The following is a 20,576-nucleotide window of genomic DNA, read 5'->3' on the forward strand; positions in this document are numbered from 1 at the left end:
TAACACTCTTTTAGCGCTGGGTACGGTATGGGGACCATGCCGGTTCGCGCACATCTCCGTCAGCCAGAACCAACCGCTGGCGCACGCGCGCATCGGCAGAAACGGCGTACAGCACACCACGGCCACCCTCGCGGGCGGCGTACAACACCATGCTTGCGTTGGGCGCAAAGCTCGGAGATTCATCCAGCGAACCCGGGGACAGCGTGCTCCAGCGGGGCGAACCCAGCGAGCTGTCCATCATCGCGATCTTGTAGCTGTTGCCCGAGCCCTGGGCGACGGCGATCTTCTTGCCATCGTAGGACACCGAGGGCTTGGCATTGTAGTTGCCCTGGAAGGTCACGCGCTCGGCGCTGCCGCCGCCCGCACCGACCTTGTAGACCTGCGGACGGCCGCCGCGGTCGGAGGTGAAGTACACCGCGCTGCCGTCCGGTGCCCAGGTCGGCTCGGTATCGATGGCGAAGTGGTTGGTCAGCTGGGTCAGCTGCTTGCTGCCCAGGTCCATCACGTAGATTTCCGGGTTACCCGAACGCGACAGGGTCAGGGCCAGCTTGCGGCCGTCCGGCGAGAACGCCGGGGCGCTGTTGATGCCGCGGAAGCTGGTGACCAGCTCACGCGCACCGGTGCCGATGTTCTGGATGTAGATGGCCGAATTGCCACGCTCGAAGCTGACGTAGGCCAGCTTGCTGCCATCCGGGCTCCACGACGGCGACAGCAGCGGCTCCGCCGAACGCACGATGGTCTGCGGGTTGTAGCCATCGGAGTCGGCCACCATCAGCGCGTAGCGCATGGCGTCGCCCTTGCCGCTGGCGGTCACGTAGGCGATGCGGGTCCAGAAGGCGCCACGGACACCGGTGATCTTCTCGTAGATGGCGTCGGCCATCTGGTGGGCGACGTCACGCATGGCGTTGCCACGGGCGGTCATCGCCAGGCCCAGCAGGCGCTCGCCCTTCGGTACGTCGAACAGTTCGTACTCGACACGGTAGGCGCCGGCACCAGCGTCGAGCACGCGGCCGACCACGATGTAGTTCTGCTTCAGCGCGCGCCAGGTGGCGAACTGGATGTCGCCGCCCCGCACGGGCTTTTCGACGATCTGTGCTTCCGGCAGCGTGCGGAACTGGCCCGAACGCTCGAGGTCGGCGCGGACCACGCCGGCGACGTCGGTCTGCGGTGCAGCCGCCGAACCCTGGTAGGGCATCGGCACGATGGTGATCGGCAGCGCGGAGGCATTGCCGCCGATGATGTCGATATCCAGCCCCTTCTGCTGCGCGACGGCAGCAAAGGGCAGCAACAGGGCCGCAAACACGGCAAGCCAGCGAGGCATCTTTTTCATGGAGCGCTCAATAGGGGGAAACCGGAACGAGGGATAACAAAGCGGGAGTGAACCGCTTCGCAATCATGAACCAAGGGTACGTGAATTCCGGGTCAGTTCCAGCCCGTCCTCTCACGCACCGTTAACGTCGTGGCTAACATCGCACCGCCTGCCCCGGCCACACCGCCCCGCAGGGTGGTATTCCACAGCAGCCCCCAGCCTGCCCGGCTGAAACCGGGCCCGCCAGAGGCAAGCGCGACATCCGTGGGCGGAGGTGACCCGAGAGCCACCTTGCCCTGCCCGCCTCAGCGATCCTGGGCAGTAAAGGTGAAGTTGAGCGTGCGTGCGAACACAGACTCGAAGCCGCGGTACGGCAGCGGCTGCGCGTTGAGCACGGCGGCCTCGATCGAACGCTTGCCGGCCTCGTCGTACGGGCAGTTCGGGCTGACCTTGGCCTGCATCACCGTGCCCCCCGGAATCTGGGTGATGGTGATCTGGCAACGCTGGCCGAGCGGCACCGTATCCGGGCGCACCCACTGCGACAGCACCTTGGCCTGGATCGCGGCCGCGTACTTGGCCGAAAGATCATCGCTGTTGCCACCGCCACCGGCGGCCGGCTGGGAGGCACCGCTGGAACCGGCAGCGGCACTGCCGGCAGCATTACGCGCGGCTGCCACCTGGCGCAGCTTCTGCTCGGCCAGCTTGGCTTCCTTCTCGGCCTGCTCGCGGCGGGCACGGATCTCGGCGATCTTCTTCTGCTTCTCGGCCTCGGCCTTGTCAGCCGCCACGCGCTCCTGCTCGGCCTGCTTCTTCTTTTCGTCCGCTTCCTGCTGCTTGGCCAGGCGCAGCTTCTGCTCCGCTTCTTCCTGGCGCTTGCGTTCGGTCAGGTCGATCTGTTCCTGGCGGCGCTTGGCTTCCTGTTCCTGCTTGGCCTTCTCCTGCGAGATGGCCAGCGCGCTCACCGCTTCCTGGTCCTTGGTGTCCGGCTGCGCGACACGCTCCTGCGCCTGTTGCTGCTGCGGCGTAGGGGCGTCCTGCGGGCGCGGCTCGGGAATCGGCTGCGGCGGCGGGATGGTGTCTTCCGGCACCGGGATCGGCTCGGCCACCGGCGGCGGCAGGTCTTCCAGCTTCTCCGACTGGCGCAGGGCCTGGCGCGCGGCGGAGGCCTCGGACGCGGACAGCGCCAGGCTGGCCTCGACCGAGGGGTCGCCGGCGGCGGCATCGGTGTTGCGCTCGGGCGACCAGAACCAGGCCACGATGAACACCAGCGCGACCAGCAGGTGCACCAGCAACGCCAGCGCCAGGGGCAGGCCCCAGCCGGGTTCGCGCTGATGCGGGGGTGGCAGGGCGTCAGCGTGCATCGGTGGCCAGGCCTACCTTGTCTACCTTGGCGCGCTTGATCACATCCATCGCAGCAATGACCTTTTCATAGGCCACGGCGCGGTCGGCGGCGACGATCACGCGCACGCCCTTGTCCTGGGCGGCGATGCCGGCCAGACGGCCTTCCAGTTCCTCGGCCGACACGGCGGTCGGGTCCTTGGCGTCGGGCAGCTTCAGGCTGAGCTGGCCGTCCTGGCGCACCGAGACGATCACCGGATCCTGCTTGCTCTCCAGCGCCTTGGCGTTGGACTGCGGCAGGTCGACGTCGAAGCTCAGGGTGAGCAGCGGTGCGGTGACCATGAAGATGATCAGCAGCACCAGCATGACGTCGATGTAGGGAACGACGTTGATTTCCGATTTCAGCTTGCGGCGCTTGCGGCGACCGATGGCAGCGGACATGGCTTGGACTCCCGGGTCAGGCGCTTACTCGTCGCCAGCGCTCTGGCGCTGCAGGATGGAGCTGAACTCTTCGGCGAAGGTCTCGAACCGCACCGACATGCGCTCCACGCGCGTGGTGAAGCGGTTGTAGGCCCACACCGCCGGGATCGCCACGAACAGGCCGATGGCGGTGGCGAACAGTGCCTCGGAGATGCCCGGCGCGACGGCGGCGATGCCGGCCTGCGCACCGCTGCTGATCATGTCGTGCATGGTCACCATGATGCCGAACACGGTACCGACCAGGCCCACGTAAGGCGCGGTCGAGCCGATGTTGGCCAGCAGTTCCAGGTTGCGCTCAAGCTGGTCCACTTCGCGGGTGTAAGTGGTGCGCATGGCACGCTGTGCGCCTTCCAGCTGGGCACGACCGTCCAGGCGGCGCTTGTCGCGCAGGCGGGTGTACTCGCGGAAGCCGGCTTCGAAGATGGCTTCCAGGCCGCCGACATTGCGGCTGCGGTCGGTGGCCGAGCTGTACAGCTTGCCCAGGTCCGCACCGGACCAGAAGCGGTTCTCGAACTCGTCGGCTTCGCGGGTGGCCTGCTTGAACACGCGGGCCTTGCGGAAAATGATCACCCAGCTGACGAACGAGCCGACCAGCAGCAGCAGCACGATGATCTTCACCGGCAGGCTGGCCTTGGCCATCAGTTCGAGGTAGTTGATGCCGCCGCCAGTGGTGGCCTGGGCAAGGGTCTGTGTCGCGGCATTGCTGACATCGGCCGGCAGTGCCTCGGTGACCGTGGCCTGCAGGGCCAGGAGCGTTGCGATCATCCGTTGTTCCTCAGTGTTCGGATTCGGGGTGGAGGTGGGGTTGCAGCACGGCAAGGACGGCCTCGTCCATGCCACGCGGGCGGAAACTGGCCGCTTCCAGTGCGGCGATGCGGACCTGCGCCGACAGCAGCAGCTCGCCGTCGCGCAGGATCTGCTGGTCGAAGACCATGCTGGCCTTCTTCAGCTGGACCAGGCGGGCACTCACCTGCAGGGTGTCATCCAGCCGTGCCGGCTTGATGAAATCCATCTGCATCGAGCGCACCGCGAAGACCATCCCGTGCTCGGCGCGCATGCGCTCCTGGCCGTAGCCCAGCGCACGCATCCATTCGGTCCGGGCCCGTTCCATGAAGGCCACGTAGCGGGCGTGGTAGACCACGCCACCTGCGTCGGTATCTTCCCAGTAAATGCGTGTCGGCCAACTGAATCGGGGCTCAACCGACATCGGGAACCTCCGCGAACAGGTCCTGCGGCGGGTTCTTCGGCTTCAGGCCCATGTGCCGGTAGGCCTTGTGGGTGGCCATGCGGCCACGCGCGGTGCGCACCAGGAAGCCCTGCTGGATCAGGTACGGCTCGACCACGTCTTCCAGCGTGCCGCGCTCTTCAGACAGCGCCGCCGCCAGCGATTCGATGCCGACCGGGCCGCCGTCGAAGTAGTCGACCATGGTCTTGAGCAGGCGCCGGTCAAGCTCGTCGAAGCCCTCCGGGTCGACCTTGAGCATCTTCATCGCGGCTTGGGCCACGGCCTCGTCGATGTGGCCGCCGGCCTTCACCTGCGCATAGTCGCGCACGCGGCGCAGCAGGCGGTTGGCGATACGCGGGGTGCCACGCGCGCGGCGTGCGATCTCGCCGGCGCCATCGGCGGTGCAGTCGATGGCCAGGATGGCTGCCGAGCGGCGCACGATCCGGGTCAGCTCCTCGACGCTGTAGAACTCCAGGCGCTGGACGATGCCGAAGCGGTCGCGCAACGGCGCGGTCAGAAGGCCAGCACGGGTGGTGGCACCGATCAGGGTGAACGGCGGCAGGTCGATCTTGATCGAGCGGGCGGCAGGGCCCTCGCCGATCATGATGTCGATCTGGAAATCTTCCATCGCCGGGTACAGCACTTCCTCCACCACCGGCGACAGGCGATGGATCTCGTCGATGAACAGCACATCGTGCGGCTGCAGGTTGGTCAGCAGCGCGGCGAGGTCGCCGGCCTTCTCGATCACCGGGCCGGAGGTGACCCGCAGGGCCACGCCCAGCTCGTTGGCGATGACATGGCTGAGGGTGGTCTTGCCCAGACCGGGCGGCCCGAAGATCAGCACATGGTCGAGCGCGTCGCCGCGCCCCTTGGCCGCCTGGATGTAGATCTCCATCTGCTCGCGCACCGGCACCTGGCCGAGGTAGTCGGCAAGGCGCTTGGGGCGGATGCTGGCGTCGGCGGCGTCATCCTCGCGGGTGGCGCCGGCGCCGATGATGCGGTCGTCGGTCATGTGCTGATTATGCGGCAAAAGCGCGGGTTTCGGCCGGTCTGCGCCCGGCACCCGCAGAGGCAACGGCAACGGCAACATCCAGAGCAACAGCCGAAGCGGGCTTCCTGGGGAATGGCGGGGTGGGTCCGCTTGCGGGGGACGCTGCAAGTACCCCTCCGGGGCCCGGCCCAGCCGCTGGCGGCTGGGCGTTCGGGCGCTTGCGAAGCAGTGCTTCGCAAGCAAAGCGCCCTCACCCATGTGAGCTCGGTCGCCGCTTGCTCGTGTGCGCAATCCTGCGCACACGGCAAGACCGGGGTTGGGCGTCCTGCCCAACCCGCCCGAGGCATGCCTCGGGCCCATGCGGCTCACGCCCCCGCAACCGGACCCACCCCGCCTTCGACAGTTTCCTGCGGCCTGTCGGAACGGCATTCTGCTTTGGTAGGTGCCGACCTTGGTCGACACGATAGATCCAGGCGTGGAGGAAACTGGAGAGCAGAGTGGGCCAAGCTTCAAGCGCGCGGCATCTCCGCAAGTGGAGCCCCCTTGTTGTTCAAGGGGGCGCGCCGACAGGCGGGGGGGATAAGGTGGAATGCGCGGAACGCCAGCGCCCAAGGCGCCTGCGTTTCAAGGGGGCGCGCCGACAGGCGCGGGGATAAGGTGGAATGCGCGCGGGACCCACGGTTTGCGCAGCAAATCGTGGGACGTAGCGCAGGTGGAGATTAGATCTCCACCTGCGCGCCCAGTTCCACCAATCTGTTGCCCGGGATCCGGAAGAAGCCCGTCGCCGGCGCGGCGTTTCGATGCATCAGGGCGAACAGCTTGTCACGCCAGATCGGCATGCCACGGTTGGCGGTGGCGACGATGGTTTCGCGGCTGGCGAAGAAGGTGGTGTCCATCGGGTCGAAGTAGATGCCGCCGTGGTCGCACGAGCGCATCAGCGCCAGCGGCACGTCCGGGGTCTCCATGAAACCGAAGCGCACGTAGACGCGGTAGAACTCGTCGCCCACCGATTCGATCTTCAGCCGCTGCCCTTCCATCGCATAGGGAATGGGCAGGGTTTCCACGTGCAGGAACACGTTGCGCTCGTGCAGCACCTTGTTGTGCTTGAGGTTGTGCATCAGCGCATGCGGGGCCACGGTCGGGTCGGCAGTGAGGAACACGGCGGTGCCCGGCACGCGTACCGGCGGCGCCAGCATCAGGCCTGGCAGGAAGGTGTCCAGGCGGATGCCGTCCTTGCGGATCTCATCGCGCAGCAGCTCGCGGCCACGGCGCCAGGTGCGCATCATGGTGAACAGGAAGATGCCCAGCACCACCGGGAACCATGCACCCTGCAGCAGCTTGGCGCCGTTGGCGATGACGAAGCCGAGGTCGATGATGAAGAACACCACGCACAGCGGCAGCAGCCAGGCGCGCGCCTTCGGCCACAGCGAGCGGGCGACCAAGGCCAGCAGCAGGGTATCGATCAGCATCGTGGCCGACACCGAGATGCCGTAGGCCACGGCCAGGTTCGACGAGCTGCGGAAGGCCAGCACCAGGCCGATCACCATCACCGCGATACCCCAGTTGATGCCCGGGATGTAGATCTGGCCGATGGTGTCGTGCGAGGTGTGCTTGATGCGCATGCGCGGGATGTAACCCAGCTGCATGGCCTGGCGCGAGACCGAGAACGCACCGGTGATGACCGACTGCGACGCGATCACCGCCGCCATCGTGGCCAGGATGATCATCGGGTACAGCGCCCACGGCGGCACCGCCTCGAAGAACGGGTTCTTCAGCGCCTCGGGGTGGTTGAGCACCAGTGCGCCCTGCCCCAGGTAGTTCAGCACCAGGCACGGCAGCACGAAGAAATACCAGGCGTGGCGGATGGGTTTGGCGCCGAAGTGACCCATGTCGGCGTACAGCGCCTCGCCACCGGTCACCGCCAGCACCACCGCGCCAAGGATGAAGATGCCGTGCCAGCTGTGTTCCATGAAGAAGCGGATCGCCCACCACGGGTTGAAGGCTTTCAGCACTTCCGGTGCGTCGACGATGTTGTAGATGCCGATCGCCGCCAGCGAGATGAACCAGACCGAGGTGATCGGGCCGAATGCCTTGCCGATTTTTTCGGTACCGAAGCGCTGCGCGGCAAACACCATCAGCAGCACCACCACGGTGATCGGCACGATGAAGGCATGCAGGCCGGGCGCGGCCACCTCCAGGCCCTCGACCGCGCCAAGCACGGAGATCGCCGGGGTGATCACGCCATCACCGAAGAACAGCGAGGCACCGAAGATGCCGAGGATGCCGACCACATAGGCCGAGCGCGACCCGTTGCGCAGCGTGCGCTGGGTCAGCGCCATCAGCGCCATGATGCCGCCCTCGCCGTCGTTGTCGGCGCGCATGATGATGGTCACGTACTTCAGCGTGACCACGATGTTCAACGCCCAGAACGCCAGCGACAGCACGCCCAGAACGGTGTCGTGGTCACTGTTGAGCCCGTAGTGCGGCGAGAACGCCTCCTTCAGGGTGTACAGCGGGCTGGTACCGATATCGCCGAAGACCACGCCGATCGCACCGATGATCAGCGCGAGGCCTCCGGCTGGAGGGGCGTGACCATGACCGCCTGGGGCGGCCGCGTGCGGGGTTTGACTGCTGGACATGGGACTCCTGGCGAAGCTCAGGCGGTGGGTTGGGGAAAGGAAGGCGGGTCAGCGCAGTGCCGACTGCAGCGCCTTGCGGATCACGGTGGCCACTTCGTCACCTTCGTTGAAGGCATCGCGGGCCATGCGCGCCGCTTCGGCCGGCTTGTAGCCCAGCTGCTGCAGGGCCACGGTGGCATCGGACAGCGGATCGGCCGGGGCCGGGCCGCTGCCGGTCGGCAGCGCGCCGCCGGCACCGAACTGCGCCGCGCGGTCACGCAGCTCCAGCACCATGCGCTCGGCGGTCTTCTTGCCGATGCCCGGAATGCGGGTCAGCGCGGTGATGTCACCGGCCTGGACCATGCGCGCGAATTCCTCGACGGTGACGCCGGACAGCACGGCCAGCGCGATCTTCGCGCCGATGCCACTGACCTTCTGCACGTCGCGGAACAGGCGCCGCTCACCTTCGCGCAGGAAGCCGTACAGCGAGACGCTGTCTTCCTTCTGCGAGTAATGGGTGTACAGGGTAACCTCGCGGCCGAGCTCGGGCAGGTCGTAGAAGGTGCTCATCGGCGCCTCCAGCTCGTAGCCCACTCCGTTCACGTCCACCACCAGCCACGGCGGCGCCTTGTAGGCGACGATGCCGCGCAGTCGACCGATCATTGCGTGCAGCTCCTCATTTGCGGCCCCACGCCTGGCGGGCACTGAGCCCCAGGCGGTTGGCCGTTGCCCTTACGTGGGCATGGGTGATCGCCACTGCCAACGCGTCGGCCGCGTCGGCCTGCAGCTTGGTTTTCAGGTTGAGCATGAGCCCGACCATGTGTTGAACCTGTTGCTTTTCGGCGCCACCGCGCCCGACCACCGCCAGCTTGATCTCGCTGGCGGCGTATTCGTGCACCGGCAGGTCACGCAGCACCACGGCGGAAATGGCCGCGCCACGGGCCTGGCCCAGCTTCAGCGCCGAATCGGGGTTGCGGGCCATGAACACGCGTTCGATGGCCACTTCCTGCGGCTGGTACTCGCGGCACAGGTCAGCCAGGCCCAGCACCAGCAGCTTCATGCGCTGCGGGAAATCGTCGGCGCCGAGCAGCACCAGCGGCTGGTGGTGCACGTGGCTGACGCGGCCGGTGGCGTCGACATCAATGATGCCGACCCCGGTCCGCTGCGAACCGGGGTCGATGCCGAGGATGCGGGTCATGCTGCACTCCTGGCGGGGCGGAACGGGAGGCGCTGGCAGGCGTATGGGCTCATGACTGTCCGCGGTGACCGTTCAACGGCCCGCGCCCAGGCCGTCGAGGACGGCTCAGGCGTAGGCGTCGGCGCCGAGTTCGGCGTTGGAGTACACGTCCTGCACGTCGTCCAGGTCTTCAAGCATGTCCAGCAGCTTCTTGACCTGCAGGGCAACCTCGCCCTCGACCTTGATGTCGTTGTCCGCGCGGAAGGTGATTTCGGCGTGGTCGGCGACATGGCCAGCGGCGGCCATCGCATCCTTGACCGCGTTGAACGCGTCAGGGCTGGTGACCACGTCGATCGAGCCGTCGTCCGGGTAGACCACGATGTCATCGGCGCCGGCCTCGATGGCCGCTTCGGTGATGGCTTCCTCGTCGGCTCCCGGGGCGAAGCTGAGCACGCCCAGGCGCTTGAACATGAAGGCGACCGAGCCTTCGGTGCCCATGTTGCCGCCGCACTTGCTGAACGCATGGCGGACATCGGCCACCGTGCGCACGCGGTTGTCGGTCAGGCAGTCGACGATCACGGCCACGCCACCCGGGGCGTAGCCCTCGTAGCGGATTTCCTCGTAATCGACGCCTTCCAGTTCACCGGTAGCCTTCTTGATGGCGCGCTCGATCACGTCCTTGGACATGTTCACGGCCAGGCCCTTGTCCACGGCCACGCGCAGGCGCGGATTGTTGTTGGGGTCGCCTCCACCGCCGCGCGCGGCAACGCCGATCTCGCGGATGATCTTGGTGAAAATCTTGCCGCGCTTCGCGTCGGACGCGTTCTTGCGGGCTTCGATGGAGGGGCCTCTACCCATGGGTGCTACCGTCTGGCTGCTTCAGGATCAAGGCGCGGATTCTACCTGATCGGGGGCGGCAACCGTGTCTAGGGCGGAGGGATGCCGCCAGGTCATGCCCGGCGGAGAGCGTGCGAACCAACGGTTCGCACCCACCGAGGCAGGCCGGTCGCACCTACTCAATCATGCGGCGGCGGCGTCGCGGCTGTGATCGAACTGGCCGTGGCGCAGGAAATGCGCGGTCTGCCGCGCGGCATCGGGCGATACCACCAGGCCACTGTGGCTGGTACGTACCACGCAATGGTCGGCCAGGCCCGGCAGGCGTGTCTCGGCCAGGGCCACGGTACCGTCGGAGGCGTCGTCGATGGCGCCCAGCAGGCTGCCCAGGCCGTGCGGCACCGAACCGGCGATCAGGCCAACCTCGGCCCTGCCCTGCCAGTCCGGCAGGCCATCGAGCAGCAGATCGCTGCTGCGCCCCAACGCCAGGCCCCAGCCGTGCTCGGACAGCGAACGCGCAGTGCCACTGCCGCGCAGCGGCGAGCCCAGGCAGACCACGCGCTGCACATCCAGCTGCGGCTGGCGGCGCAAGGCCTCCAGCGCCAGCAATCCCCCCAGGCTGTGGCCGACCAGCGACAACGGGCCGGCATCGGCCAGCCGCTCCAGCAGCTGCGGCACGGCCACGTCGGGGCCACCGAACACCGAGGAGTAACCGAACGCGTGCACCTGGAAACCACGCGCGCGCAGGCGCCAGGCCAGCGGCCCGACCCAGGCACGGGCATTCCAGATGCCATGCAGCAGCAATACGGGGGGAGTCATGCAAACAGCCTGGCGGTCAGCGGGGCGGAAACGTACGGTGATTGAACACGCGCGCGCAGCAAGCGGCGGTGAACGTCAGGTCGCGCGCGGTGCGCGGCGCAGGATGAACTCGAGGTCCTGGGTATCACCGACCGGGAACAGGTACTCGCCGGCCTTCTCGAATCCATAGCGGGCGTAGAAACGCTGTGCGCCGAAGTTCTCCGACCACACGCCCAGCCACAGCGTGCGCGGGCCTTCGTGTTCCAGCCAGGCCAGCGCGGTTTCCAGCAGGCGGCTGCCCCAGCCGCAGCTCTGCTGCGTCTTGATCAGGTACAGCCGCTTGAGTTCGCCGTCACCGGGCTTCACGTCCGGGTGCGGCAGGCCACAGGGGCCGGCGGCGGCATGGCCGACCGCCTCCCCGTCCAGCTCCAGCAGCCACACCGCGTAATCCGGGTGGGCCAGGATCACGCGCTGGCGCTCGACCGTGTAGGCCTCCTCGAGGAAGGCCTGCAGGTCCTGCGGCGGATACAGATGGCCGAAGGTTTCGGTGAACGTGCGGGCAGCCAGCGCCGACAGGGTCGGCGCGTCGTCCACGGTGGCGCGGCGGATCGAATACATGCAGGAAGTTGACGTCAGGGCGAAGCGCGGGTCAAGCCTTTTCAGGCGATTCCGATTCCGATTCCGCTTCTTCTTCCTCGTCCTCTTCCTCGTATTCCTCTTCGTCCTCGTCCTCTTCTTCGCCTTCCTCGTCCTCGTCGTACTCTTCCTCTTCGTCGTCCTCGTAATCCTCGACGCCGAAGTCTTCACCGTCCCAACGGCCTTCGCCGTCGGCGACGAAGGTCAGGGCCATCGCCGCCGGGTTGGTTCCGACGCGAACCAGCCAACCACCGAACACGCGCGCACGCTCGGTGACCAGGGTGGCCTCGGAGCCTTCATTGCCCAGCTTTTCCCACTCCAGCGAAAACGCAAACTCGGTCATTGCCTGGATCTCCTGATCAGTTGGTCTTGGGGCGAACCTGGATGTGCACTTCGGCCAGTTGCGCGTCGACGATCGGCGACGGCGCGTCGGTCATCAGATCCTGTGCACCAGTGGTCTTCGGGAACGGGATGACGTCGCGGATCGACTCGGTGCCGGCCATCAGCGCGGCGATGCGGTCGATACCGAAGGCGATGCCACCGTGCGGCGGCGCGCCGTAGTTCAGCGCGTCGAGCAGGAAGCCGAACTTGGCGCGGGCCTCTTCGGCACCGATGCCGAGCAGTTCGAACACCGCGCTCTGCATGTCCGGACGATGGATACGGATCGAACCGCCGCCGATTTCATTGCCGTTGAGCACCATGTCGTAACCGCGCGAAACGGCGGTACGGGCATTGGCGCGCAGGTCGGCGATGTCGTCCACAGCCGGTGCGGTGAAGGGGTGATGCAGGGCGACGTAGCGCTGTTCTTCCTCGTCCCACTCGAACATCGGGAAGTCGGTGACCCACAGCGGTGCCCAGCCGTCGGCGACCAGGCCGAAGTCCTTGCCGGCCTTCAGGCGCAGCGCGCCCATGAAGTCGGAGACCTTGTTGTAGCCACCGGCGCCGAAGAACACGATGTCACCGTTACCGGCGCCGACATGGGCGACCAGCGCGGCGAAGGATTCCTCGCTGAAGAACTTCTGGATCGGCGAGCTGACTTCGCCGTTGTCGGCGATCTTGATGTAGGCCAGGCCCTTGGCGCCGTACTTGGCGGCATGCGCTGCGTATTCGTCGATCTGCTTGCGGCTGAGCGCTGCACCGCCCGGGATGCGCAGCGCGGCGACGCGGCCTTCGGCGTCATTGGCCGGGCCGGTGAACACGGCGAACTCGCTGTCCTTGACCAGCTCGGCCACGTCGACCAGCTCCAGCGCGATGCGCAGGTCCGGCTTGTCCGAGCCGTAGCGACGCATTGCCTCGGCCCAGGTCATGCGCGGGAAGCTGGCATCCAGCTGGACGTCGACCACTTCCTTGAAGATGGCGCGGATCATGTCCTCGACGAAGTCCTGCACGTCGCGCTCGCGGACGAAGGCGAATTCCATGTCCAGCTGGGTGAATTCCAGCTGGCGGTCGGCACGCAGGGCCTCGTCGCGGAAGCAGCGCGCGATCTGGTAGTAGCGGTCGAAGCCGGCCACCATCAGGATCTGCTTGAACAGCTGCGGGCTCTGCGGCAGGGCGTAGAACTCGCCCGGGTGCATGCGCGCCGGCACCAGGAAGTCACGCGCGCCTTCCGGGGTGGCCTTGGTCAGGATCGGGGTCTCGATGTCCTGGAAGCCCTTTTCGTCCAGATGGCGGCGCAGGGCCTGCACCAGCTTGATGCGGGTGCGCTGCATGCGCTGCATTTCCGGGCGGCGCAGATCCAGGTAGCGGTACTTCAGGCGGGTTTCCTCGCCCGGATTCTCGTGGGCGTGGAACGGCAGCGGCGCGGCCTTGTTCAGCACGGTGATGGCGGTGGCGATCACTTCCACCTTGCCGGTGCGCATCTTGTCGTTCACCGCGTGGCGGGCACGCACCACGCCTTCCACCTGCAGCACGTCCTCGTAGCCCAGCGACGCGGCCACGGCGAACACGTCGGCGTTGTCGACTTCCACGGTCACCTGCACGATGCCTTCATGATCTCGAAGATCGATGAAGCAGACGCCGCCCTGGTTACGGGCCACGTCGGTCCAGCCGGCGAGGGTGACAGTCTGGCCAATCAGGGTCTCATCGACCAGGCCGCAGAAGTGGGTACGCATGGGGGGAAGCTCCGCTGGAGAACGCCGGCACCGGATGGGGGCCGGAAAGCCTCGTATTCTGCGGCCGAGGCCCCGGCCGGGGCAAATCCGGCCAGTCACACCGGCTTGATCGCCCCCCTCCCTATAGTCGGGCACCTGCCACCGTATGGGATGCCGCCATGAAACCGCTGTCCCTGGCCAGCCTGGCCGTAACCCTCAGCCTGGGTGCCGCGGGCACCCTTGCCCTGCCCGCCCCTTCCGCGCATGCGCAGAGCGGCGTGGTCCGCTGCGAAAGCCAGAACAACCGCGAACGGGTCTGCAACACCGGCTGGCGCAATGCGCAGCTGGTGCGCCAGCTGTCCGGCTCGGACTGCGATGAAGGACGCACCTGGGGCAGCCGTAACGGCAGCATCTGGGTCACCAACGGTTGCCGCGCGGAATTCGTCGAGGCCCGCGGTGGCTGGGGCGGCGGCAATGGCGGTGGCTGGGGCGGCAACAACGGCCGGCCCGGCGAGACCATCCGCTGCGAGAGCCAGAACAACCGTGAGCGCAGCTGCCCGGTCGGCTGGCGCAATGCCCGCCTGGTCCGCCAGCTGTCCGGCAGCCCCTGCAACGAAGGGCGTACCTGGGGCGTGCGCAACGGCGCGGTCTGGGTCAGTGGCGGCTGCCGTGCCGAATTCGCCGAAGCCCGCGGCTGGGGCGGTGGTGGCGGTGGCTGGGGCGGCGGCAACAGCAATTACTCGGTTACCTGCAGCAGCAACAACAACCGCTCGCAGACCTGCGACTGGGATGAGCGCCAGGGCCGCCCGGTGCTGCAGCAGCAGCTGTCCGGCAGTGCCTGCCAGGAAGGCCGCAGCTGGGGCTACTCACGTGGCCAGGTGTGGGTGAGCAACGGCTGCCGCGCGCGTTTCGGTACGCGGTAAGCACACGGTCGGATCCCTTGCCGACGGCCAGGGCTCTGATCCCGGTCCGGTATCCCGCATCCACGCATGGCGTGGATCTACTGAGGGCCTTTCTGGGGTCGAGGCCCTCCGCAGGAGGGATCCGACCCTGTGATCACGGGGCGGACGCTTTATCGTCGCCCCACGGTGCAGGCGGCAGGGCAACCGGCTTGCTCAGGTCGAACTGCACGCGGAAGCGGCGGCCCTCCGGGCGGGTCAGCTCGTAGACAAAGGTCTGGTCGGGATCAATCTCCATCGCCCAGGTGTTGTGCGTGGAGGCCAGCATGTCGGCGCGGCGGAACATCGCCACCGAATCGGCGTCGGCGGGGAACTGCTGGCGCTCGGCGGTGCCCGGCGGCGTGCTGTCGCCACCGTAGAGGGTGATCGCGTCGGGGCTGCCGTCTTCGTGGCGATGGTCGTGCTTCAGGCGCAGGCCGGTTTCCGTACGGGTCAGCACCCAGGTCCGCGAGTGGTCATCGCCGACATGGAACGGGATGCGCAGCTCGTGCGCCGGATCGGCACAGCCGCGCACATGCATGACCAGGCGCTGCCCGGCGAACGGATCCTTGCCGGTCGGTGCCGGCGTGTCCTCCACTACCTTGCCGGCATAAGCCTGGCCGCAATGCGCGGCGATGGCGGCCATGAAGGCATCGGCCGGTGCGGTCGCCAGATCATGGGCGACCGTATCGGAGCGCTGCGAACACGCAGCAAGGCTGAGCAGGAGGGCGGAAGCGGTGACAACGGCAGGCAGTTTCATGCCCCAACCCTAACGGCCATGGCCGAAGTGCGCAAACCGCACGCGCAGCATCCGCTCAGCGATCGACTGCAGATGCCGCTGGCAGCGTTTCGGTGGCCGCCACCGGCGCGGCTTCGCCTTCACCCGCAGGTTCCTGTTCAACCGGATCGACATCGAACGGCGTGCGGAACACCAGCGACGGCAGCAGCGTGGTCAGTGCGGCATACAGCAGCAGCGCGCCGAACAGCACCGCCGGAATCTGGAAACGCTCGCGCATGATCGCGGCCAGCACCAGGGTGAAAATCAGCGTCGGGGCCAACGCCAGCGAGACCCTCAGGCTGCTGCGGAAGCTCTCGCCGAACATCACCCGGCGCTGCAGCCAGACCACGCCGATGCGCAGCGGCAGCACCACCAGGGTGATCACGATGCCCAGCCCCAGCGCCTCGAAACTGAGTGCTTCGCTGGGCACCTTGGTGCCGGCATTGAAGAAATAGAACGGCACGAAGAACGAAGCGAACAGGCGCAGCGCGTGCAGGTTCTCATGCGAGGCCAGCAGCGGCATGCGCTGGTGCAGCAGGCGCGCGACCAGACCGGCGATGAACGCACCGACCAGGTAATACACGCCCAGCAGATAGGTGATGTAGGCCGCGACCATGCCCACCATCACCAGCAGCGAGAACTCCGAGCCCGGCGCATGCGGCGCCACCCAGCGGCCCAGCGCGATGAACAGCAGCGGCAGGCCGATCATCATCGCCAGCAGCGCCAGGCTGGACAGCGCCATGTGGCCCGGGTCGCCGGCCTGCAGCACGATGAACAACGCCGCCAGCGCCAGCAGTTCGCCAGCGATGGCCTTGCTGGTCACCCAGAACCGCTCGTCCTCGCTCAGGCCCAGCCGCGACAGCGAATCCATGATGAAGCCGGTGGACGGCGTCAACAGCGCCAGCGCCAGCAGGCCGGCGGCCTGCCACGGCAGCCCCGCGTAGCGCCAGGCCAGCCAGCCCACACCGAACAGCGTGCCGGTACGGATCACCAGATGCGCCAGCAGCGGCCACATGCCACGGCGCAGCGCCTGCAGATCCACTTCCAGGCCGGCGAACAGGAACAGCGAGGAAATGCCCAGTGTGGCCAACAGACCGATCACTGCGTCGTGCGCCTGGTCGCCCAGCCAGAGCATGCCGATGATGCCGAACAGCAGGCAGGTCAGCGGCGCGGGCAGGCTGAAACGCTGCAGCGCGCGCGGGATCACCAGCAGCGCAAAGATCAGCAGCAGGTAGATCAGTTCATGGCTCATGGGGGACTTCCGTGTGATTCGAACGCGCGCAGGATGCGCGCGCCGAACCGATCCGGCAAGCCACTTCTGAATGACCCCGGTTACCTCAACCGATCAGCCGATCGGCGATGCGGCCTACCTGCGCCAGCACCGTGGCACGCTGTTCGTTGCTGATCGCACCCGCCTGCAGGTAGGCGGTCAGCACCCAGGGCGTGCCGCCGGCCAGCGGCCACAACACGGCGATATCGTTGCGCGCGTCTTCGCCATTGCTGCCGGTCTTGTCGCCGACCCGCCAACGCTTGCCCAGGCCCGCGCGCAGGCAGGCATCGCCGGTTTCGTTGTCGATCAGCCAGTCGGCCAGCTGCTGCCGCGAGCCCGGTTGCAGCACCTCGCCCAGCACCACGCGCTGCAGGGTCGCAGCCATCGCCGCCGGCGTGGTGGTGTCGCGCGGATCGCCCTTGGCAAAGCTGTTCAGCTCCGGCTCCAGGCGATCACTGCGGCTCACCGCATCACCGCTCGCGCGCAGGAACGCAGTCACCGCGGGCGGGCCACCGACCACGCCGAACAGCAGGTTGGCTGCAGTGTTGTCGCTGGTGATGATCGTGGCACGGCACAGATCCCGCACGGTCATGTCCTTGCCGGCGTGGCGGCGGGTGACCGGCGCGTGCGAGAGCAGGTCGGCATCGCGCACCGGCACGCGCGTGTCCAGCAACGCGGGCCTGCGCTCGGCCTGGCTGAGCACGCTGGCGGCCAGCACGCTCTTGAACGTGCTGCACATCGGGAAACGCTCGTCCTGGCGATGACCGATGCGGCGGCCGCTGGCGGTATCAAGCAGGGTCACGCCGAGGCGGCCGGCACAGGCCTTTTCCAGTGCGGCGAAGTCGGTGGCGGCGGTGAGGGCGGCATCGGTCGGTGCACTGGCGGCGGTCTTGCCCGCCGCACGGGCCAGCAACGGCAGGGCAAGCGAGGAAGCAACGGCGGCACCACTGAACTGCAGGAATCGGCGACGGGCGAGCATGCGGGGTTCTCCTGGGGACCGCCCGATTATTGAAGCCTCGCACGCAGGCGACCAGCGCGAAAAATCAGCGGAAGGCATTAGCTGGATTAATGCCTGTCGCAATCAACCCTTTAATTCTTCTGAACTGGCTACTGGGAAGGTAGGATCAGCCATCATCCTGGCTCACGACTACTCTGATGCTGCACCCTACCCTGCCGCTGAACGCCCTGCGTGCCTTCGAGGCGGCCGCACGCCACCAGAACTTCACCCGTGCCGCGCTGGAGCTGTGCGTCAGCCAGGCCGCGCTGAGCCACCAGATCCGCGGGCTGGAGGACCGGCTCGGCATCCGCCTGTTCCATCGCCTACCGCGCGGCGTGGCGCTCACCGAGGAGGGCGCGGCGCTGTATCCGGTGCTCAACGAATCATTCGAGCGTATCTCGGCCAGCATCGCGCGCTACACCGGTGGCCCGGCCCGTGAAGTACTGACGCTGGGCGTGGTCGGCACCTTCGCCACCGGTTGGCTGCTGCCACGGCTGGCTGCGTTCGAGGCCGCGCACCCGGACATCGAGCTGCGACTGCAGACCCACAACAATCGCATCGATCTGGCCGGCGAGGGCCTGGACCTGGCGATCCGCTTCGGTGATGGCGACTGGCAGGGCCAGGCCTGCACAGCGATCCTCGACGCGCCGTTTGCACCACTGTGCGCACCAGCATTGGCGCGGCGGCTCAAACAGCCACGCGACCTGGGCACCCTGCCCCTGCTGCGCTCCTACCGCAGCGACGAATGGCCGCGCTGGCTGCAGGCGGCAGGAGTGAGTGGCGTGGAAGCCCGCGGGCCGGTGTTTGATTCGTCGTTGACGGTGGCGATGGCCGCGGTGGGTGGTGCCGGCGTGGCGCTGCTGCCGCTGCGCATGTTCGAGCAGGAACTGGCCGAGGGTCGCCTGCTGCAGCCATTCAGCACCACGCTGGAGCTGGGGCGCTACTGGCTCACGCGACTGCGCTCGCGTGCCGAGCGTGAGCCGGCCAGGCGCTTCCGCGAATGGCTGCAGGCACAGGGCACATAACAAAAAAGGGGACGGAGGGGATTAAGTCGTTTGTGGCACAAACGACTTAATCCCCTCCGTCCCCTTTTTTGCGTGATCAGGACTCCAGCAGCTCCATCCACGCTGCCTCGGCTTTTTCCAGCTGGGCGGCAGCGGTTTCGCGGTCACGGCCGATCACCGCCATGCGGGTGGCATCGGCGTAGTTGGCCGGGTCGGCCAGCTGGCGGTCCAGCTCGGCCAGGGCGCTTTCCAGCTCGGCCACCTTGGCTTCGGCGGCGGCCAGCTTGTGCGGGTTCACCGGCTTCTTCTGCACCACCTGAGCCACCGGCGCGGTCTTAACCACCACCGGCTCTTCCACCTGTTCCATGCGCGCCTTGGTGCCCTGCGCCTGCGGACGGGTGCGCAGCCAGGCCGCGTAGGCGTCGAGGTCGCCGTCGAACGGCTCGACCACGCCATCGGCCACGCGCCAGTAGGTATCGCAGACCAGGCCGATCAGATGGCGGTCATGCGAGACCATCACGATCGCGCCTTCGAAGGTGGCCAGTGCTTCGGCCAGCGCTTCGCGCATTTCCAGGTCAAGGTGGTTGGTCGGTTCGTCCAGCAGCAGCACGTTCGGCTGCTGCCAGGCGATCAGCGCCAGCGCCAGGCGTGCGCGCTCGCCACCGGAGAAGCCATCGACCGGCTCGAACGCGCGGTCACCCGGGAAGTTCCACTTGCCGAGGAAGTCGCGGAACGACTGGTTCGGTGCGTCCGGGGCGATCTCGCGGAAGTGCTCCATCGGCGACTGGCCTTCGTGCAGCGACTCCACCGTGTGCTGGGCGAAGTAGCCGATCTTCAGGTCAGGGTGCGCCATGCGCTCGCCGACGATCGGCGCCAGCTCGCCCACCAGGGTCTTCACCAGGGTGGTCTTACCGGCACCGTTGGGGCCGAGCAGGCCGATGCGCTGGCCCGCTTCCAGGCCGAAGCCGACGTTGTGCAGGATCACCGCGTCCTTGCCGTAGCCGGCCTCGACGTGGTTCAGGCGGATCAGCGAGAACGGCAGCTTGGCCGGCGGCGCGAACTCGATGCGGAACTCGCGCTCGGCACGCACCGCTTCGGTGCCGGCCAGCTTGGCCAGGCGCTTCATGCGGCTCTGCGCCTGCGCGGCCTTGCTGGCCTGCGCCTTGAAGCGGTCGATGAAGCTCTGCAGGTGGGCACGCTCGGCCTGTTCCTTCTCGTGCGCGATCTGCTGCTGGCGCAGCTGTTCGGCGCGCTGGCGCTCGAAATCGGTATAACCGCCCGGGTAGAGCTTGGCGCCGCCGCCGTGCAGGTGCAGGGTGTGGGTGGCCACGTTGTCGAGAAACTCGCGGTCATGCGAGATCAACAGCAGGGTGCCGGGGTACTTCAGCAGCCACTGCTCCAGCCAGTACACCGCGTCCAGGTCCAGGTGGTTGGTCGGTTCGTCCAGCAGCAGCAGGTCACTGGGCATCATCAACGCGCGGGCCAGGTTCAGGCGCACGCGCCAGCCGCCGGAGAACGAGGACACCGCGCGGTGGTGGGTCTCGGCCGGGAAACCGAGGCCGTGCAGCAGCTTGCCGGCGCGCGCTTCGGCGTCGTAGGCCCCCATCTCGGCCATCTTCGTGTGCGCGTTGGCCACCGCCTCCCAGTCTTCGCGCGCGGTTGCTTCAGCCTCTTCAGCCAGTACCGCAGCCACATCGGTATCCCCGCCCAGCACAAAGCTCAGCGCCGGGTCGGGCAGCGACGGGGTTTCCTGGGCGACGCTGGCGATGCGCACCTTGCCGGGCAGATCGACATCGCCCTTGTCCGCCTCCAGCTCGCCCTTCACCGCCGCGAACAGGCTGGACTTGCCAGCACCGTTGCGGCCGACCACACCCACCCGGTAACCGGCGTGCAGGGTCAGGTCGACATTGGACAACAGCAGCCGCTCGCCGCGGCGCAAGGCGAAATTACGAAGGGAAATCATCGGGGGAGGCGTCCATATAACCAGATGGAATGTGCTGGTGAGCACTGTTCCTGCGACGCAATTCTAGCGTTAACGAATACTTGACGCGTCCCGGGATGCGCGGCGGCCGGCGTTCCTCTCTCCCACGTCC

20 protein-coding genes are annotated in these 20,576 nt (G+C 67.3%); 2 read left to right on the forward strand and 18 right to left on the reverse strand.

The window, feature by feature from the left end:
• Positions 1 to 10: 10 nt before the first annotated feature.
• From tolB to aspS, 14 genes are all read right to left on the reverse strand, one after another.
• Entirely contained in the window at positions 11 to 1,330 is a 1,320-nt protein-coding gene (gene tolB, locus MG068_RS16145; protein ID WP_032128528.1) for a Tol-Pal system beta propeller repeat protein TolB, read from the reverse strand.
• 284 nt (positions 1,331 to 1,614) lie between these two features.
• Positions 1,615 to 2,670, reverse strand: coding sequence for a cell envelope integrity protein TolA (gene tolA, locus MG068_RS16150; RefSeq protein ID WP_005410750.1), 1,056 nt, complete (start codon positions 2,668 to 2,670; stop codon positions 1,615 to 1,617).
• Positions 2,660 to 3,088 carry a protein TolR gene (gene tolR / locus MG068_RS16155; RefSeq protein ID WP_049400778.1) on the reverse strand — a complete coding sequence of 143 codons (429 nt, stop codon included), beginning with the start codon at positions 3,086 to 3,088 and terminating at the stop codon, positions 2,660 to 2,662. The genes tolA and tolR overlap by 11 nt, the downstream gene beginning before the upstream one ends.
• 24 nt (positions 3,089 to 3,112) lie before the next feature.
• Entirely contained in the window at positions 3,113 to 3,892 is a 780-nt protein-coding gene (gene tolQ / locus MG068_RS16160; protein WP_006438802.1) for a protein TolQ, read from the reverse strand.
• Between the two features lie 10 nt (positions 3,893 to 3,902).
• Positions 3,903 to 4,334, reverse strand: coding sequence for a tol-pal system-associated acyl-CoA thioesterase (gene ybgC, locus MG068_RS16165; protein WP_071229045.1), 432 nt, complete (start codon positions 4,332 to 4,334; stop codon positions 3,903 to 3,905).
• A complete protein-coding gene (gene ruvB / locus MG068_RS16170) occupies positions 4,324 to 5,364 on the reverse strand; it encodes a Holliday junction branch migration DNA helicase RuvB (RefSeq protein WP_010481595.1) in 1,041 nt (346 codons plus the stop codon). The genes ybgC and ruvB overlap by 11 nt, the downstream gene beginning before the upstream one ends.
• Positions 5,365 to 6,062: 698 nt before the next feature.
• A complete protein-coding gene (locus tag MG068_RS16175) occupies positions 6,063 to 7,982 on the reverse strand; it encodes a potassium transporter Kup (RefSeq protein ID WP_132810660.1) in 1,920 nt (639 codons plus the stop codon).
• A gap of 48 nt (positions 7,983 to 8,030) precedes the next feature.
• On the reverse strand, positions 8,031 to 8,624 hold the full coding sequence (gene ruvA, locus MG068_RS16180; protein WP_005410756.1) for a Holliday junction branch migration protein RuvA: 594 nt from the start codon (positions 8,622 to 8,624) through the stop codon (positions 8,031 to 8,033).
• Between the two features lie 13 nt (positions 8,625 to 8,637).
• On the reverse strand, positions 8,638 to 9,159 hold the full coding sequence (gene ruvC / locus MG068_RS16185) for a crossover junction endodeoxyribonuclease RuvC (RefSeq protein ID WP_032128530.1): 522 nt from the start codon (positions 9,157 to 9,159) through the stop codon (positions 8,638 to 8,640).
• A 105-nt stretch (positions 9,160 to 9,264) separates the two neighbouring features.
• Positions 9,265 to 9,996 (reverse strand): YebC/PmpR family DNA-binding transcriptional regulator, encoded by a 732-nt coding sequence (locus tag MG068_RS16190; RefSeq protein ID WP_032128531.1) that lies wholly within the window; start codon positions 9,994 to 9,996, stop codon positions 9,265 to 9,267.
• A gap of 162 nt (positions 9,997 to 10,158) precedes the next feature.
• A complete protein-coding gene (locus MG068_RS16195; protein ID WP_032128532.1) occupies positions 10,159 to 10,791 on the reverse strand; it encodes an esterase/lipase family protein in 633 nt (210 codons plus the stop codon).
• Between the two features lie 75 nt (positions 10,792 to 10,866).
• Positions 10,867 to 11,388 carry a GNAT family N-acetyltransferase gene (locus MG068_RS16200; protein ID WP_032128533.1) on the reverse strand — a complete coding sequence of 174 codons (522 nt, stop codon included), beginning with the start codon at positions 11,386 to 11,388 and terminating at the stop codon, positions 10,867 to 10,869.
• 31 nt (positions 11,389 to 11,419) lie between these two features.
• Positions 11,420 to 11,749, reverse strand: a complete 330-nt coding sequence (locus MG068_RS16205; RefSeq protein WP_121504682.1) for a DNA primase — start codon at positions 11,747 to 11,749, stop codon at positions 11,420 to 11,422.
• Positions 11,750 to 11,765: 16 nt separating this feature from the next.
• Entirely contained in the window at positions 11,766 to 13,517 is a 1,752-nt protein-coding gene (gene aspS, locus MG068_RS16210; RefSeq protein ID WP_010481582.1) for an aspartate--tRNA ligase, read from the reverse strand.
• A 158-nt stretch (positions 13,518 to 13,675) separates the two neighbouring features.
• Between aspS and MG068_RS16215 the strand changes: the two genes are divergently transcribed.
• On the forward strand, positions 13,676 to 14,419 hold the full coding sequence (locus tag MG068_RS16215; protein WP_032128536.1) for a DUF3011 domain-containing protein: 744 nt from the start codon (positions 13,676 to 13,678) through the stop codon (positions 14,417 to 14,419).
• A 133-nt stretch (positions 14,420 to 14,552) separates the two neighbouring features.
• Here MG068_RS16215 and MG068_RS16220 read toward each other — a convergent pair whose 3' ends face one another.
• From MG068_RS16220 to blaL2, 3 genes are all read right to left on the reverse strand, one after another.
• The gene (locus tag MG068_RS16220; RefSeq protein WP_049422905.1) at positions 14,553 to 15,194 is read right to left on the reverse strand and encodes a hypothetical protein; all 642 of its coding nucleotides are present in this window, start codon (positions 15,192 to 15,194) and stop codon (positions 14,553 to 14,555) included.
• A gap of 55 nt (positions 15,195 to 15,249) precedes the next feature.
• On the reverse strand, positions 15,250 to 16,464 hold the full coding sequence (locus MG068_RS16225) for a cation:proton antiporter (protein WP_049422904.1): 1,215 nt from the start codon (positions 16,462 to 16,464) through the stop codon (positions 15,250 to 15,252).
• Between the two features lie 85 nt (positions 16,465 to 16,549).
• On the reverse strand, positions 16,550 to 17,461 hold the full coding sequence (gene blaL2 / locus MG068_RS16230) for a L2 family extended-spectrum class A beta-lactamase (protein WP_132810661.1): 912 nt from the start codon (positions 17,459 to 17,461) through the stop codon (positions 16,550 to 16,552).
• 176 nt (positions 17,462 to 17,637) lie between these two features.
• Between blaL2 and ampR the strand changes: the two genes are divergently transcribed.
• Positions 17,638 to 18,504 (forward strand): LysR family transcriptional regulator AmpR, encoded by an 867-nt coding sequence (gene ampR / locus MG068_RS16235; protein ID WP_132810662.1) that lies wholly within the window; start codon positions 17,638 to 17,640, stop codon positions 18,502 to 18,504.
• 76 nt (positions 18,505 to 18,580) lie between these two features.
• Here ampR and MG068_RS16240 read toward each other — a convergent pair whose 3' ends face one another.
• Positions 18,581 to 20,446 (reverse strand): ABC-F family ATP-binding cassette domain-containing protein, encoded by a 1,866-nt coding sequence (locus MG068_RS16240; RefSeq protein WP_132810663.1) that lies wholly within the window; start codon positions 20,444 to 20,446, stop codon positions 18,581 to 18,583.
• Positions 20,447 to 20,576 lie beyond the last annotated feature (130 nt).

The sequence above is a fragment of the Stenotrophomonas sp. ASS1 genome (genome assembly GCF_004346925.1).
GTDB classification, from domain to species: domain Bacteria; phylum Pseudomonadota; class Gammaproteobacteria; order Xanthomonadales; family Xanthomonadaceae; genus Stenotrophomonas; species Stenotrophomonas maltophilia_A.